Source organism: Microcoleus sp. CAWBG640 (assembly GCF_020883015.1).
GTDB classification, from domain to species: domain Bacteria; phylum Cyanobacteriota; class Cyanobacteriia; order Cyanobacteriales; family Microcoleaceae; genus Microcoleus; species Microcoleus anatoxicus.
In genome coordinates this window covers 97,219-112,214 of the sequence record NZ_JAHRFC010000007.1, presented here as the reverse complement: position 1 = coordinate 112,214, position 14,996 = coordinate 97,219, and the positions used below count along the sequence as shown (strand labels likewise).

The 14,996-nt window shown below is 44.8% G+C and carries 16 protein-coding genes; 7 read left to right on the top strand and 9 right to left on the bottom strand.

All coding sequences use genetic code 11. From position 1 onward, the window contains the following. Positions 1 to 165 precede the first annotated feature (165 nt). Positions 166 to 492, top strand: coding sequence for a DUF3155 domain-containing protein (locus AAFP11_RS05940; protein WP_340523987.1), 327 nt, complete (start codon positions 166 to 168; stop codon positions 490 to 492). 213 nt (positions 493 to 705) lie between these two features. Here AAFP11_RS05940 and AAFP11_RS05935 read toward each other — a convergent pair whose 3' ends face one another. From AAFP11_RS05935 to AAFP11_RS05920, 4 genes are all read right to left on the bottom strand, one after another. After that, positions 706 to 864: a hypothetical protein gene (locus tag AAFP11_RS05935; protein WP_341736186.1), complete on the bottom strand. Its 159-nt coding sequence runs from the start codon at positions 862 to 864 to the stop codon at positions 706 to 708. 111 nt (positions 865 to 975) lie between these two features. Continuing rightward, positions 976 to 1,509, bottom strand: coding sequence for a cofactor assembly of complex C subunit B (locus AAFP11_RS05930; protein ID WP_341736185.1), 534 nt, complete (start codon positions 1,507 to 1,509; stop codon positions 976 to 978). Positions 1,510 to 1,670: 161 nt separating this feature from the next. Further along, positions 1,671 to 2,063 (bottom strand): PadR family transcriptional regulator, encoded by a 393-nt coding sequence (locus AAFP11_RS05925; RefSeq protein WP_341733238.1) that lies wholly within the window; start codon positions 2,061 to 2,063, stop codon positions 1,671 to 1,673. Between the two features lie 313 nt (positions 2,064 to 2,376). Next, positions 2,377 to 2,580: a DUF751 family protein gene (locus tag AAFP11_RS05920; RefSeq protein ID WP_340523995.1), complete on the bottom strand. Its 204-nt coding sequence runs from the start codon at positions 2,578 to 2,580 to the stop codon at positions 2,377 to 2,379. 69 nt (positions 2,581 to 2,649) lie between these two features. Here AAFP11_RS05920 and AAFP11_RS05915 point away from each other — a divergent pair, with 69 nt between their 5' ends. Both AAFP11_RS05915 and AAFP11_RS05910 read left to right on the top strand, forming a co-directional pair. Beyond that, the gene (locus tag AAFP11_RS05915; RefSeq protein ID WP_341736184.1) at positions 2,650 to 2,835 is read left to right on the top strand and encodes a hypothetical protein; all 186 of its coding nucleotides are present in this window, start codon (positions 2,650 to 2,652) and stop codon (positions 2,833 to 2,835) included. Positions 2,836 to 2,872: 37 nt separating this feature from the next. Beyond that, positions 2,873 to 3,748, top strand: a complete 876-nt coding sequence (locus AAFP11_RS05910) for a DNA adenine methylase (protein WP_341736183.1) — start codon at positions 2,873 to 2,875, stop codon at positions 3,746 to 3,748. Positions 3,749 to 3,868: 120 nt separating this feature from the next. On the opposite strand, the gene AAFP11_RS05905 is transcribed toward AAFP11_RS05910, so the two are convergent. After that, entirely contained in the window at positions 3,869 to 4,351 is a 483-nt protein-coding gene (locus AAFP11_RS05905; protein ID WP_341736182.1) for a PD-(D/E)XK nuclease superfamily protein, read from the bottom strand. Between the two features lie 27 nt (positions 4,352 to 4,378). After that, positions 4,379 to 5,314 carry a metallophosphoesterase gene (locus AAFP11_RS05900; protein WP_341736181.1) on the bottom strand — a complete coding sequence of 312 codons (936 nt, stop codon included), beginning with the start codon at positions 5,312 to 5,314 and terminating at the stop codon, positions 4,379 to 4,381. A gap of 248 nt (positions 5,315 to 5,562) precedes the next feature. On the opposite strand from AAFP11_RS05900, the gene AAFP11_RS05895 reads away from it, so the two are divergent. Beyond that, positions 5,563 to 6,441, top strand: coding sequence for a hypothetical protein (locus AAFP11_RS05895; protein ID WP_341736180.1), 879 nt, complete (start codon positions 5,563 to 5,565; stop codon positions 6,439 to 6,441). 269 nt (positions 6,442 to 6,710) lie between these two features. Here the strand turns inward: AAFP11_RS05895 and mrdA are convergent, their stop codons facing one another. Continuing rightward, positions 6,711 to 8,525, bottom strand: a complete 1,815-nt coding sequence (gene mrdA, locus AAFP11_RS05890; protein ID WP_341736179.1) for a penicillin-binding protein 2 — start codon at positions 8,523 to 8,525, stop codon at positions 6,711 to 6,713. Between the two features lie 223 nt (positions 8,526 to 8,748). Here mrdA and AAFP11_RS05885 point away from each other — a divergent pair, with 223 nt between their 5' ends. Beyond that, a complete protein-coding gene (locus tag AAFP11_RS05885; protein WP_341736178.1) occupies positions 8,749 to 9,108 on the top strand; it encodes a phage holin family protein in 360 nt (119 codons plus the stop codon). A 126-nt stretch (positions 9,109 to 9,234) separates the two neighbouring features. On the opposite strand, the gene AAFP11_RS05880 is transcribed toward AAFP11_RS05885, so the two are convergent. Then, positions 9,235 to 9,909: an N-acetylmannosamine-6-phosphate 2-epimerase gene (locus AAFP11_RS05880; RefSeq protein ID WP_341736177.1), complete on the bottom strand. Its 675-nt coding sequence runs from the start codon at positions 9,907 to 9,909 to the stop codon at positions 9,235 to 9,237. A 223-nt stretch (positions 9,910 to 10,132) separates the two neighbouring features. Here AAFP11_RS05880 and AAFP11_RS05875 point away from each other — a divergent pair, with 223 nt between their 5' ends. After that, positions 10,133 to 10,891 (top strand): DUF429 domain-containing protein, encoded by a 759-nt coding sequence (locus AAFP11_RS05875; RefSeq protein ID WP_341736176.1) that lies wholly within the window; start codon positions 10,133 to 10,135, stop codon positions 10,889 to 10,891. 166 nt (positions 10,892 to 11,057) lie between these two features. Here AAFP11_RS05875 and glgP read toward each other — a convergent pair whose 3' ends face one another. Next, positions 11,058 to 13,616: an alpha-glucan family phosphorylase gene (glgP, locus tag AAFP11_RS05870; protein ID WP_341736175.1), complete on the bottom strand. Its 2,559-nt coding sequence runs from the start codon at positions 13,614 to 13,616 to the stop codon at positions 11,058 to 11,060. A 493-nt stretch (positions 13,617 to 14,109) separates the two neighbouring features. On the opposite strand from glgP, the gene AAFP11_RS05865 reads away from it, so the two are divergent. Then, on the top strand, positions 14,110 to 14,952 hold the full coding sequence (locus AAFP11_RS05865) for a DUF4231 domain-containing protein (RefSeq protein WP_341736174.1): 843 nt from the start codon (positions 14,110 to 14,112) through the stop codon (positions 14,950 to 14,952). Positions 14,953 to 14,996: the final 44 nt, after the last annotated feature.

Genomic DNA, 14,996 nt, shown 5'->3' with positions numbered 1-14,996 from the left:
GAGGGTTCACCTACCACGATGGCAATACTGTGGTCAAGCCGTAGAAATGTTAAGATTATGTCGAATTATTAAATCAACTTGATATTTTGAGCTAGAACGGATATACTCGGCTCGGATTTGGTAGCTATAATTACAACCTGTCTGCTCACAGAGGAGGTAAAGAAATTGGCCAGGAGACGCAAGCGCAAAAGTCGCCGCCGACAAGAAGGACGCAGGATTTTAGAGTGTGTGCCTCAATATAGCATCGAGAGCGGCGAAGATAAACCCGTAACAGCGGCTCGCAAGTTCATCCATGCTGAAGGCATTGCCCCCCCAGCTTTGCTGTTGGTCAAACGCAATGAGCATACCACCGATCGATACTTCTGGGCTGAAAAAGGTTTATTTGGAGCTCAATACGTAGAAGAGAACCATTTCTTGTTTCCCAGCTTAAAAGTGATGTTGGAGTCGTCTACCACAGAAAAAATTCCTGTGGTATCAGCCAGTCGCGCATAGCTCAAAAGCCAGAAGCCAAAACCCAGAACCCAAAAGCCAGAACCGAAAACCCCCAAACTAAAAACTAAAAATGCTGAGTTTATAACGGTAAACTCAAAAAGTTTAGTTCAAAACATTGAGGGCAAAGTTAGTGCAACTTTTTAACAAAAGCTCAAAATAGATCATTGTCTAGAGGGTGTCAACTGCAAATTTAAGCGAAAATTCCTTAGAAACTTAGGCCCAAGGAGCCATCGCAATAGAAGCGATCGTCACAAGGGCGATCGCCACAGTCGGCACTCTCAAGATAATGGCTTTTGTGGGAGCTACTGTTTCGATGGTGTGTTTGAGCATTAGTTGGATGGAACTAATCACGAACACACAAAATTCAAGCATTCATAGTTTAGTCTGCTCGAAGTGTCAGCTATAGAGACATTCAAAATTGAGGTCTCTGACAATGCTAGACGGACAGCATCTAGATTATCAGAAAAGGTGACGTTTAAATTGTCAATCGATCGGTGTCAGAGCCAAAGCTTTTTGCATGACGGCGAGTTCGTCGCGATGACCTCTGACAGTAATTAGGCTCTTGGTTTGGCTTCCCGACTCGGCGACGGATTCCAGTTTGAGAGAGACTTGTTCAGGGCGTCCAGCTTTTTTCCAGTAAAATATTCCTGCCAGTGGCGATAGTAACACCAAAGCGAGAAAAATTTGACCTTGCTGAGGAACTAGCATCGCCAAAACCAGTCCCAGGCACAAAGCGCCCCCTGCACTCAGGAGGGTTAAAAAAATAGCTAAAAACCAACTAGGCCGGACAAACCCTTCAAAAGTGACTTGGTAGTTAGGAGCATCGACGGCTGCAACTCGGTAAGCTCTCTGGGCAAAATACTCTTGTAGCTGGGTTAACAGTGACTCTTGGTTACTCTCGGAAGAGAGTTTAACTTGTTCGGTTCGGTCTTTGACAGAAGCCTTGATGAAAAAAAACAAGCCCACAGCTAACAGCAGCGTCAGCACAAAGGTGGATGGCAAAACAGGATTATTCATCAGCTAAAAGTTTGTGTAAGGGGAATTAAGTAGGAAGAAGCAAAAATGCCCTTCGATAGGTTCTTCGGTGATGCGATTGAGCAAAGCGAAGGCCCACGGGGCAAATCGCTTTGCAAGTAGTGCCGACATCTGAAGAGTTGAGGCATCGGATTAAAATTGCACTAACCGCTGTGGCCGGTTTCTAAGTCTTGGTGCTGATGTCTAGACACCCCTTTTCCCTGAGCAATGTATCCATGCCAAAGATGAGCGAGGTCTTGAGCTTGATGTCGCCACTCTGGGAGAATTTGATACATCCGGCGAGGGCGGCCGCGTCCTTCTACTTTTTTCCAGTAACCGGTGATGACGGCTTCATCTTCCAGGAATTTAAGTGCGCTGTAGAGTACGGTGTCAGAAAGTCGGTAGATGGGGAATTCCCTCTCTAGTTGTCCGATTAGTTCGGTTCCGTAGGAATCTCCGCGTAATAAGACGGAGAGAATGTAGCACACTGCTAGTTCCTTGTTTAGATAAACAGGAGGGGGGTCTTGAAAAAATTGATAGATATGTTCAAACTTCATCTGTCTTTACCGCTGGAGACTCTCTTGATACCGTCAGGTTAACGTGAGAGGAAAGCGGGGCGGGTTGTGCCGCTTCCTATGAACTGAGCAAGGGGGATAATCGTTACTGAATCTAGATGTCCTCTTCCAATCTATCGCAGTGACTCTTGGCAAGTGTGCGATCGACAACGAATTGGGAGTTAGTTCGAGAGTTGATGTTTTAACTCAAAACTCGAAATTCCTAATTTCCCTTTCTAATTTGTAGAGTTTGCATGACTGGTTGGGTTTCTATGGTTTCTATGGTTTCTATGGCTATTCACTCTTGAGCTTGCCTTTAAACCGGACTCAAACCTAACATAGCGCGCAGTGTAAAAGTTAAAAAGACGAAAGTTGCGACGATCAAACTAACTAGGGCGATGGCCGTAGCTGGTCGATCGAGTAGAGGTTTGAGTCGCTCGAACAGGAAAAAAAAGATTCCCAGACAGACAGTAATCAAAAAACGGGGATAACGGGAGACGTTATTAATGAAATCTTGCATGAGCTTGGTGGGGTAAAGTGTACCAGTGTCATTTTTCACTGGTAACACTTGTGAACGAGTGAGACAATTTTGGCACAGCCGGAGCTAAATGGGTTGATCGGGCGATCGGGACTGCATTCGGCTCGATCGGGCATTTGGGCGATCGTCCTAACAAATATAATTCTAGCGACAAATTTTCAATTGTCGCCACTGGATTGTCCAGTGAGTGCGGGCACATCAACTGCGATCGCAAATTCAGATTGCATTCAGTTCTAGTTGTGATAAATATGATAAGGCTGCTATTTCTACATAAATGTCTGCTGTCGCACCTTCTCAAATATTGCCACGTCCATTTCTGAAATGGGCTGGAGGTAAAAGTAAGTTGATTGAACAATATCAACCTTATTTCCCTCAAAATTTCACAACTTACTACGAACCTTTTTTGGGGGGTGGTGCTGTTTTTTTTCACTTAAAGCAGCAGCAACCTGGTTTGGATGCTATTTTGACAGATATTAATCCAGAATTGATTAACGCCTATTGCTGCGTCAGGGATCGGGTGGAGGAGTTAATTGAACTGTTAGAGGAGCATCAGTTACAACACAGCCGGCACAATCAAGGCTACTATTATTGGGTGCGATCGCAATCCTATAAAACAGATACAGAAAAAGCAGCGCGACTGATTTATCTAAATAAAACTTGTTACAACGGACTCTACAGAGAAAATTCCAAAGGTGAATTTAATGTTCCCATAGGCAGATACAAAAAACCTAACATTTGTCAAGCAGATTTATTGCGAGCCGTATCATCTGCCCTTGCTTCCGTTCAAATTGAAGTTAGGCAATTCGATCGAGTAAGGGATTTTGTCAAAAGCAGTGAAGACTTTGTTTATTTCGACCCACCTTATCATCCTATCAGTGCCACGAGTAACTTCACAGCTTACAACCGGCATAACTTCAAAGAAGCCGAACAACTGCAACTGAGAGACGTTTTTGCAGAACTCGCCGAACGGGGTGTGAAAGTGATGCTGTCTAACTCTCATTGTGATTTCATCAAGAAAATTTACACAGACTCTCAAGCTTTTAAAACTGCTAGGATGCCACAATTAATTGAAATTTCAGCAGCTAGGGGAATCAATTCTAATAGTTGTAAGCGTGGCAAAGTCAAGGAATTATTAATCCGTTCATTTTAAAGACGTAAGCCAATATCCAAAAAACAGAAGAGCCAGATACCAGACAAAACATAAGACTAATCTCCAAGCATTATGGAATAATAATTGGTTCTCAAACAATCAATTTTTAGGTTAGTTATCTTACAGATGTTTATTGGCCCAAGTGATAAACCCTTCGAGCTTGTAAACTCCCAATAGATTTGGATTATCAGCAATTTGTTTTTTGAACCACTCGATCGATCCTTGCCTCATGCCATCACCACCAACTATCACAATAGTTGGCACATGATAGCAATTTTTAATATTTAAATTAAGGTAAGGATACTTTTCGTCAACAGAACCTTTATCTTCTTGCCACTTACACTCAACGATTAAACCCTGAGAAATTGCCCCAGAACCAACAATATAAAAATCGACATTTATTTCAGTTTCATAAATGCTAGACCCGATATATACCTGTTTGGCATACCGCTTAGGAATTTCCGTAGAAACTAACAGCCAATCCCGCTTGCGCTTTTTCGGTAAATGAGGGCAAATTTCGAGATAGCCGTGAGCTTGTAAAGTGCCTGCAACAGTTGTTTCTAAAACAAAACCAGTTTGATTAGCCCGACAACCCCTATTCATCTTGTTTGCTCCTGAATATGCTGTGAATTAAGCCGATCGCACTTCAATCACGCCCCGATCGAAAACCCGCTTATCAGTACCGATCGCACTCACAAACATCCGGTCTTCATAAACATCAAAGGTAGCAAAACTCAACCGACTAGCAGCATACTCCGTCCATTCAGAACGCCCCACCGGACGAGTACCAGCACCAGCACCACAAATTAAATAAGTAGTACCATTAATCGATCGAGTCCGTTCATAACTATGCTCATGTCCGTTAATATAAAGCTGCACGCCGTACTTTTGAAACATGGGTGTCAAAGTCTGAATAAAAGGTTGATTTAATCCGTAAATACCAGAGGAATAAACCTGGTGGTGTCCGAAAACAACTTTCCAAGGTGCAGTGCTCTGGCTCAACTCTTTTTCCAGCCAAACTAACTGATTTTTCCAGTCAGCATTATCATTAGTATCTAGGGCAAAAAACTGGACTGATTCGCGCCGAAAAGTGTAGTAGCGACCAGCCATATTAAAGCCTGGGTATTTAACTTGCAAGTCGCCGTTAGCTGTACGGATATCGTGATTTCCCAGACAAGCATAAAACTTGACACCCTGTTGTAATAAGGGCTGATAGGGTCGTTCAAAAACAGCATTAATTTTTTCAAATTCGCCGTTATTATAGATATTGTCACCGGCGAGAATAGCCACATTAAAAGAGTTTTGCCCGTGATATTGCGCCATCGCCTCAGCCACAGCATATTGTCCCTCGGCACCAGTACCCGTGTCTGCGATCGAAATAAAGCGTAAAATAGGTGGTGTAGTGGGTAAAGGAGCGATCGCCCTTTCTCCCTCAACAGCAGAAAGTACAGCCGCATTGGCATCTGTGCCCCAAGAAGTCTGAAGCTGAAACATTTTCCAGATTCCAGCAAAACCTAAGCTGCTGAGACTGCCTAAAATCAGAAAGTAACGACGTTTGATGCTCATATTGATTCAGTGACAACTAAATAAAATGATAAATTAAGATTGAGATCTAGCAACAACCAAGAAAGTTAGGACGTTTTTAATCGCTGCAACTATTGCTGTGATTGCATTTTCATTTTTCCTTCTTCCTTCCCCCCAAGGGCGGTAGGGGGGTAAATTTTTCCTTCTTCCTTCTTTCTTCTTCCTTCTGCTATAACTCAACTAAAATTAATCCGATTTAAGTAGATTTGCAAGGCCCAAAGGCAGAAAAAATGTCAGAAGAACAACCAAACCAGCCAACTCCAGAATCCTTTGAACCTCCAACAGCGGAGATTGACTCAGCCCCAAACTCTGCAACTCCTGAAAGTATGGCAGCAGAAATTAACACGATTCCCACACCAAAAGTTGCTGTAAAATCTGATAGTAAGTCTGTAGCAACCAGCACTCAAGGTGGTTTTTTAGAGAAAGTCGGTTTACTTTGGCAAAGTATTGTGAAGCTAGTGCGATCGCTGTTACCCGCATCCCTCACCCAGAAGTTATCCGATCCCATTTTGAATGCAGCAATAGCAGCAATTGCGATCGTCACAGTCGGTTTAAGTCTGAATATTTTTTCGGGAAAACCAGCGGAGAAAATAGCCAATGCGCCTATCGCCCAAGTGATAGAATCGCCGACCAATTTTTCCGATTTTGTGGCACCGGAAACGCTACAGCAGCCACAGCCTATCGCCAAATTGCCAGAAGCGATCGCATCAGAAAAAGCCAAATCTGAATTCAAAAGCAACTTACCGGATTTAGTGGCACCGACAGCACCGAAAGCGGTAGAAATTGTCCCCCCACCGCCGCTGACACCGGAACAGTCTCTGATTGCTGGGATTCAAAATAAAGTTGATGAAATTACCGCTAGACTTGGTGGCGGTTTAGCTAAGTCCTTTGAAGCTAATTTTTCCAGTAGTCGGTTGACAGTAAAAGTAGCTGAAGATTGGTATGGGCTGAGCGAAACAGAACAAAATCAGATAGTAAATCAAATGTTTAAAGAAGCTAATTTACTAGATTTTAGTAATTTAGAAGTTTTGAATAAGGAAGGTAAACTAATAGCTAGAAGTCCTGTTGTTGGTTCAGAAATGATTATTCTGGATAGAATTGGAAGTTAGTTATTGGTTGTTAGTTATTGGTTGTTGGTTATTGGTTATTGGTTGTTGGTTGTTGGCGGTTCCCGGCCCTTCGACTCCGCGGTTCCTGAGCCTTGCACTGAGCGTAGCCGAAGGGTAGTCGAAGGGCAGCAACCGCAAAGTCGAAGGCTTGTTGGTTGTTGGTTGTGGGTTATTGTAACTAACAAATAACAAATAACCAATAACAACTAACAACTAACAAATGAAAACCAACAAATAACCAATAACTAATAACTACTTAGTCATGACTATTAAGGCTTCTTAATAGTCGGTTTAAAACCTTGCTTTTGGAAATAAGTTCGGAATACCTCATGAGCGACTGGTGCCGCTGACACAGCACCAAATCCACCGCCTTCAACTATAACTGCGATCGCAATTTCCGGTTTGTCAGCAGGAGCATAACCCACATACATAGAATTGTCAGGATGACCGGGCATTTCCACCGTCCCTGTTTTGCCAGCACTCAAAGGAATAGTACCATCATTCATGGCTTTACCAGTACCTTTTTTTACCACATCAATCAATCCCTGGCGAATCACATTCAAAGTAGCCGGCTTAATACCTGTTTGAACTTTTTTAGTAATTGGAGTATTGGTTTGAGAAGCCAGCAAATGTGGCTGCACTCGCCAACCACCATTGGCAATAGTTGATACCATCACAGCCAATTCTAAGGGAGTGCAAAGTACCAAACCTTGACCGATCGCCATTGTTACCGTATCGCCCACATACCAGTCTTCTCCATACATTTTCCGTTTCTCTGATGGTATCGGAACTTGACCGTGATTGGCGGCATCTAACCCCAAAAGTTCTAAATTAATAGTACCACCAATTCCCATTTTTTTAGCCCATTTAGCCATTTGTTCCGGCCCCGCAGCCATGCCTACTTGATAGAAAAATGTATTGCTGCTGTAGGCTAAAGCATCGCGGAAACCGATCGCACCGTAACCAGCACCGTGTTCGTTAAACGAAATTCCGCCGATGGTAATTGAAGAAGAACTAACCAAAGTCGAGTCAGGAGAAAATTTGCCCGACTCCATCCCGGCTACAGAAGTGACAATTTTAAAAGTGCTACCGACTGGATAACCTTGAACTGCTCGATTTAAAAATGGTTTGTCAGGTCCTTGCAGTCGGTCCCATTCTTTTTGACTTACCTTACGGGTAAAAATATTGGGGTCAAATGTCGGCCAACTACCCATGGTTAACAAAGCTCCAGTTTTAACATCGATCGCCACCACAGCACCAAGGCGATTTCCCAAAGCTTTTTCGGCAGTTTTCTGCATATCTAAATCTAAAGTTAGCTGTACAGGCTTGCCGGGAATCGGCTCTTTTACACCTAAATCTTGGATTTCTTCACCCTTAGCATTGACCTCAATCAAACGGCTTCCCCACACGCCCTCTAAACTGGGATTAACTAATTTCTCAACTCCCATTTTACCGACGATCATGCCCATCGGATATCCAGGATTAGCTTTTAATTCATCTAAAGTAGCTTCGCCGACGTATCCCAAAAGATGCGATGCTAATTCCTTATTGGGATAGTCGCGGCTGGATTCTGCACGAATCTCTACCCCCCGCAAAGTATTGGCTTGTTCTCCCAAAGCGACGAAGGTTGCAACATCTATATTCTTACTAATTGGGACTGGTAGGGCAGATTTATAGCCTGCTTTTTCGATTTTTTTGAGGATTTCATCCACAGGGATGTTGACTATGGGGCTGAGTGTAGTGGCTGCTTCTTGCCACTGCTGGGGCGATCGCTCTTTTGGCCACAAATATACCGATCGAGATACGCGATTGGCCGAAAAAATTTGCCCGCTACGATCTAAAATCTGACCGCGCACTGCCGCTACAGAAACTGGCCTAATCCGGTTGTTTTCTGCCCGTTGTCGGTTATAAGCTCCCTGAACCAGTTGCAGTTCAGCTAGCCGAAACAGGGGCAATGTAACTAAGGTAGTGACCAGGAGCATAAAAACCATGACTTGGAGCGATCGACTGCGACGCTGTGCAGGATGATCCAAGGCATTTTTGTCTAATTTGACTTGAGATTTAAAAGAAAAGTCACTAGCCATATAACTGAATCTACTCTTTTTTTTCAACTAACAGGTTGCAGCGGTTCCCATCCGGGAAAATTTGCCGATCGCCTAGTAGTTTTTTTTCTCAGAGTAAATCAAACCCAGATTCTGCCGATGGGTAGAGGAATTAGGGGGATTGTTTGATTAAGCTAAGTTTAAAGCTCTTGAATATTCAAATATCAAATTTTTTGACAATACAACTGTGAAGGAGGTATGGGCTATGGAGCCGATTGATTTGTTGATTGCTTGGCTGGTGACGGGTAGTAGCTTGCTGCTAATTTCTCAATTGCCGATCGGCGTTGAAATTGACAGCACACCGAAAGCAGTATTTGCTGCGGCGGTGTTGGGGATTTTGAATGTTTTAATTTTGCCCATTTTAAAAGCCGTTTTTTTAGTGCCGAACCTGCTGACCCTGGGCTTACTGTCGGGTCTATTTGCGTTTGTAATGAACGTGATTATTTTTGCCACTGCTGCTAAATTGGTTGAGGGATTTAGCTTGCGGAAGGGGATGTTGAGTGCGGTATTAGGAGCCCTCGCCTTGGCTTTAGTGAGCAGCTTCATTAATGGCGTACTAATTTAGCCGCATTCCCCGATGCACCATCGACTTAGGTAGGGGCAATGGCGGGTGGAATTTCCTCCGCTACTTGATGAGCCCCTACCAAATAATCTAGGTAATTCACCCCAATTAATAAATAATCAATAATAACTAACAAATACCCAATTTATAGGCGGCAACTTTATTGTCAATTCCCGTAATATCTGTACCGACAACCACAGCTTTAGCCCCTATATCTAAGGCTTTTTTTGCCATTTCTGGGCTGGAAATACCACCTTCGCAGATAACTGGAACGTTGATTTTTTTGATAATTTCAGCTAGTAATTCAAAGCCTGGTGGGCGCAGATTTTTGGTTTCAAAAGTGTAACCAAAAAGAGTAGTTGCTACTGTATCAGCACCTGCTTGGGCCGCCGCGATCGCGGCTTCTATGGTATCTACATCTGCCATGACTAATTTGCCCAATTCACTGTGAATACGAGCAATGAATGTCTTTAAATCTTCTTCTGGTAGGGGACGGTTTCTGAGAGTAGCGTCAATAGCAATGATATCAGATCCAGCATCGGCGATCGCCCGCGCGTCTTCAAATCGAGGAGTAATGTAAATCTCGCATCCCGGTAATTGCTGTTTCCAAATCCCGATGATGGGGGCGGATATTTGTTGTCGCACGGCTGCAATGTGGCTGGGGGTATCAATGCGCACCCCGGAGGCCCCTTGATTGATAGCCGATCGAGCCATGGCAGCAATCACGATGGGATCGTACAGGGGTGAGTCAGTAGGTGCTTGACAAGAAACAATTAATCCTGTAGGGATTTGACAATTAATCATTAGTGATGTACCGAGTTAGGATAGTATTTGCGATCGGGTTTAACCCGATCGCAATACTATGATACATTTATCCTCTGACAATAAATCCACCCTGCTTTTTAAGGGGGGCTGGGGGGATCTAAGACAAAAGAAAACACGCCCTAACCCCCCTTAAATGGATCGCATATCTCCCTTAAACTAACCGGAAACTCAACGCTGGTATTCAAGCCTCCTAAAAAAACTTATGAAATTTATCGGCATAGACTTAGGTTGGAGTTCTGGAGCAAGTGGTTTATGCTGCTTAAATTGGGAAAACAATCGATTGGAATTAATCGAGTGCGATCGCCAACAATCCCTCAATGACATTCTCACCTGGATCGAAACCCAAATCTCCCCAACAGAACCAGCAATCATCGCCGTAGATGCCCCCACAATCATCGCCAATGCCACTGGAATGCGAGAGGCCGATAAACTCACCCACAAACATTTCGGGCGCTACCACGCAGGGTGTTATCCAGCCAACCTTTCCCGCCCCTTCGCCCAAAAAACTGTAGAATTAGGCCTCAGTTTAGAAGCCAGAGAATTTGCTCACGCCCCAACTATTGAAGCTCAAAAGTTAGGCAGATATCAAATAGAAGTTTATCCTCATCCAGCCACAATAAACTTATTTAAATTAGACAGAATCATTAAATATAAAAAAGGAAAACTGGCAGAACGTCAACTAGAATTGATGAAACTCTGCCAGTATATTAGAGATATTTTACCAAACCTTGAACCCTCTCTAAATCTGCCTTCTAGCACAGGCAAGATACCTGGGAGTCTTGGCGGTTTAATTCCCTTAGAAATTCCCACCAGTATTGCCACCCTCAAAGCTTTAGAAGACCAGCTAGATGCCTTGCTGTGCGCTTATATAGGCGCTCACTGGTGGTACTGGGGAATAGAGCGGAATTTGGTCTTGGGCGATCGCCAAACCGGCTACATTGTCATTCCCCAACTTCCGTAAGGTCGAGAATTGGTAATAGGTAATAGGTAATAGGTAATAGGTAATGGGTAATAGGTAATTGGTAATAGGTAATTGGTAATAGGTAATAGGTAATGCCCTATGCCCCATGCCCTATGCCCCATTACCCATTACCTAGTACCCACCTAACAGAGAAAGGCTATACCTTCTAATGTGCCCAGAGAATCACACCAGGTTCATAGGGGCTGCTGAGATTTTCGTGCTTCGGCAAAACCCGGAGCGATAAACCTTGCAAGCCACTAGAAGTATAGGTAATGTCCGCCGTATAAAGACTAGCATTGTGACCATCTTGTCCCAAATACTCCATCACCATCGGCACACCACCAACAATTTCTCCGTTAACATCGATCGAACCTTGATACAGTTCCACTTGCACGTCAGCCGGCGTCAACCCCATCAGATTGATCCGAGCTTTAACATCGATCGACTGATTGACCTTAACTTCCTGATCTTGGGAAATATCAACAGCCTCAATCTTAATGTCGTGCCACTTTTGCAGCAAATTCTGCTTCCAGTGAGACAACTCCTTAGCCGGAGCGCAATTATCCTTAGTCATCGTGTAGAATCGATCGCTCACCGGGAAATAAGCCCGCCGCGCGTACTCCTTCACCATCCGAGTCGTATTGAACAAAGGACAATTCAAGCGAATAGAATCCTTCATTTTTTCCGTCCAACCGCGCGGAATTCCATCAGAATCCCGGTGGTAAAACAGCGGTACAACTTCCTTCTCCATCAACTCGTACAAAGCATTAGCTTCGACATCATCCTGATACTTAGTATCTTCGTAAAACTCCCCATGTCCGATCGGCCAACCGGTCCGAACATAATCAGCCTCATCCCACCAGCCATCAAGAATACTCAGATTCGGCAAACCATTCATCGAAGCCTTCATCCCGGAAGTACCAGAAGCCTCACGGGGGCGGCGCGGCGTATTCAGCCAGACATCGCAGCCCGACACCATCATCCGAGCGACATTAATGTCATAATTCGGCAAAAACACCATCGAACTCATCGTGTCGTGTTCGCGGATGAAGTGAACAATATCCCGAATCAATTCCTTACCCGGAATATCCATCGGGTGAGCCTTCCCAGCAATCACAAACTGCACCGGGCGGTTTTGGTCTCGCATAATCCGCATAATGCGATCGACATCACGCAAGAATAGCGTAGCTCGTTTGTAAGTAGCAAAACGACGAGCAAACCCGATGGTCAACACCTTCGGATTCAGAGCCTCCCGTGCGTGTTCGATCTCGCCTGGAGCAGCGCCCCGTTCCCGCAAAGTCTTTTGTAGCCACTCCCGCGCGAACACCACCAACTCCGATCGACAGCGTTCGTGATTCCGCCACAATTCCTCATCAGGAATCGAAGCCATCTTATCCCACAGGCGATCGTCCTTACGAGTCATTTCCCAGTCCGGGCCAAGGTAGCGATCGTACAACTCCTGAGTAGACTTAGCCACACAACTGCGAGCGTGAACCCCGTTGGTAATCGAAGTAATCGGCACTTCTTCCTGTGGCAAACCCGGCCACAGCCCCCCAAACATCGGCCGCGACACCACACCGTGCAAAGCCGCCACCCCATTGACAAAACTCGACATTTTGATAGCGAGAATTGCCATATTCAGAGGTGCGGAGGCATCCCCCGTATTTTCCCGGCCCAGGGCCAGAAAATCCTCTTGGGACAACCCAAAAATCTTGGGATATTGACCCAGATAGTGCATTACCATACTCGGCTCGAACAAGTCAAACCCCGCAGGGACTGGCGTGTGAGTCGTAAACATACTACTAGATATCACCACCTGTTCGGCTTCTGTGAAACTCAGGTGATGTTCCTCCATAAGTATGCGTATCCGTTCCAAAGCCATGAAAGCCGCGTGGCCTTCATTCATGTGATAAGCAGTGACAGTCAGCCCCAAAGCCTTGAGCATTTTCACACCACCAATACCCAGCATGATTTCTTGGTGCATCCGCAGGGTTTTATCACCGCCGTAAAGTTGGTCGGTAATATCTTGATCGTAGCGACTGTTCGGTTCAATATTCGTATCCATCAGGTACAGAGGCACCGTACCCACTTGCACCCGCCAAATCCGCGCGTAAACCTTGCGGCCCGGATAGTCTACCTCAATCCGCAATTCTGAACCGTCGGGATTCCGTTCCAGATGGAGCGGCATATTGTAAAAATCGTTAAGCGGATAACGTTCTTGTTGCCAACCGTCGGCATTGAGATACTGCGAAAAATAGCCTTCTTGGTAAAGCAAGCCCACGCCGACGAGGGGCAATCCCAAATCGCTCGCAGATTTCAGGTGGTCTCCAGCCAGGACGCCCAAACCCCCGGAATAAATGGGCAGGGCTTTGACCAAGCCAAATTCCATCGAAAAGTAAGCGTAGCATTCTTCCAGGTCTGTGCCCCGCTGTTTGCGGTACCAGGCGCGATTTTTGAGATAATCCTCTAACTGCTGGGCGGCTCGGTTCATTTGGGCAATGAAGCCTTTGTCTTCTGCCATTTCTTGCAGTCGCTCTTGAGAAATGGTCCCTAGCATCAGCACTGGGTTTTGGTTGCTGGAGTCCCATAGGTCTCTATCGAGGCGGCGGAATAAGTCTTTGGTTTCTACGTTCCAGTCCCAGTGCAAGTTGTAGGCAAGCTTGCGTAGGGGTTCGAGAATTGTGGGTAGGGAAGGGGAAACGTTAAATGTACGAATCGGCTGCATAGACAAATTTTCTATTGTTGGGTAGCGATATTTTCCTCTGTCTTTTGGCACAAGTGCGTTATTCTGCACACTATTTTAATTTTTAACTCGCTGACATCAACGGGCAAGCCGACTGGTTGAACCAAGAATCCCCGCGCGTTCACGCGCCCGGAGTGTCAATCTGGCGGTTGAGGTAGGAACACCAATCAGCTAAACTTGTATCCGATCGCCAAATTAACTACAAGGCAGTCAGGAACTCCCTGAGTCAACGCCACGCTCGCTTGTAAGAAATTGCAAGCTTAACAAGCCTTTATAACCAGGTCGAAGCGAACACATTCGACTACGCGAGCGTGCACCGCATTACCCCGAAAGGGAGATTGAGGCAACCATACCTCACAGGAGAGGCAACCATACCTCTCCAACCCCGAAAGGGGATTGAGGGAGACTAAAGTCCCCCTTATAGTTTCCCTCTCAGGTCTAAAGACTCTGAGTTGCCCACTTACCGAGCTTTTTTATGACTACTTCTGCACAGAAAAACCAGACCGAGATTTCCAATACAGTCTCATCAAATCCACAAATGTTATCTTTCCTGAAAATTATTGAGTATTTATCCCTAGCTGCTTTTGCTGGTGTATGCATCCTTACCAGAGTTTTTCCAGACAATCAACTTGTCGTTATCTGGGGAGCTGTTTTTCTCTCTAGCTTTATTTTTATGTTTCTGACCAATAGACAATTGGCTCAGAACTCTAGGAATCTTACTAATCAGTTAGAACTCGGAAGAAAAGCTGAATTATATAGTTATCTGTTGAACCCGAATAATTCTTCAGAATACAATCTGACAACTCCCGTGAGAGTAAAGGCTTTACGATATTGCCAGGAGTTGATTGACGACTATAAAAAGACTAGAGAGACTTCGAGAAATATTTATTATACTTTCCAATTGGCAACCGTTATTTTATCGGGAGTCACACCAATTTTAGTATTGGTAGACAAATTGGAACCAGGTCAAACTTTGCTCAAGTGGCTGCCCGTAATTTGTCCCGCTGTCGCCTCAATAGTCGCCAGTATAGTTACCTCCTTTCCTTTTCAGGAGAATTGGATTTCTGCTAACACGACTGTGGAATTGTTGGAAGCGGAACAGGAGAAATTTATATTGGGAGTGAGTCCGGCTTATCGTTGTTATGATGTAGCCGACGAAGCCCAACATCAACAAATGACAAAAATGGCAATAGAAAACTTTATCAATCAGGTGAATGAAATTCATCTTAAGCAAATCCAAAAACCAGATGAGACACGATCGAATGAGCAGAATACAGAGCCAGATCAATCTACTGAGTCAAAGCAGGGGCAGAGTTAACGAAGCTGACAATAAGCTGTTACGCAGATCGATCGTATAATAGA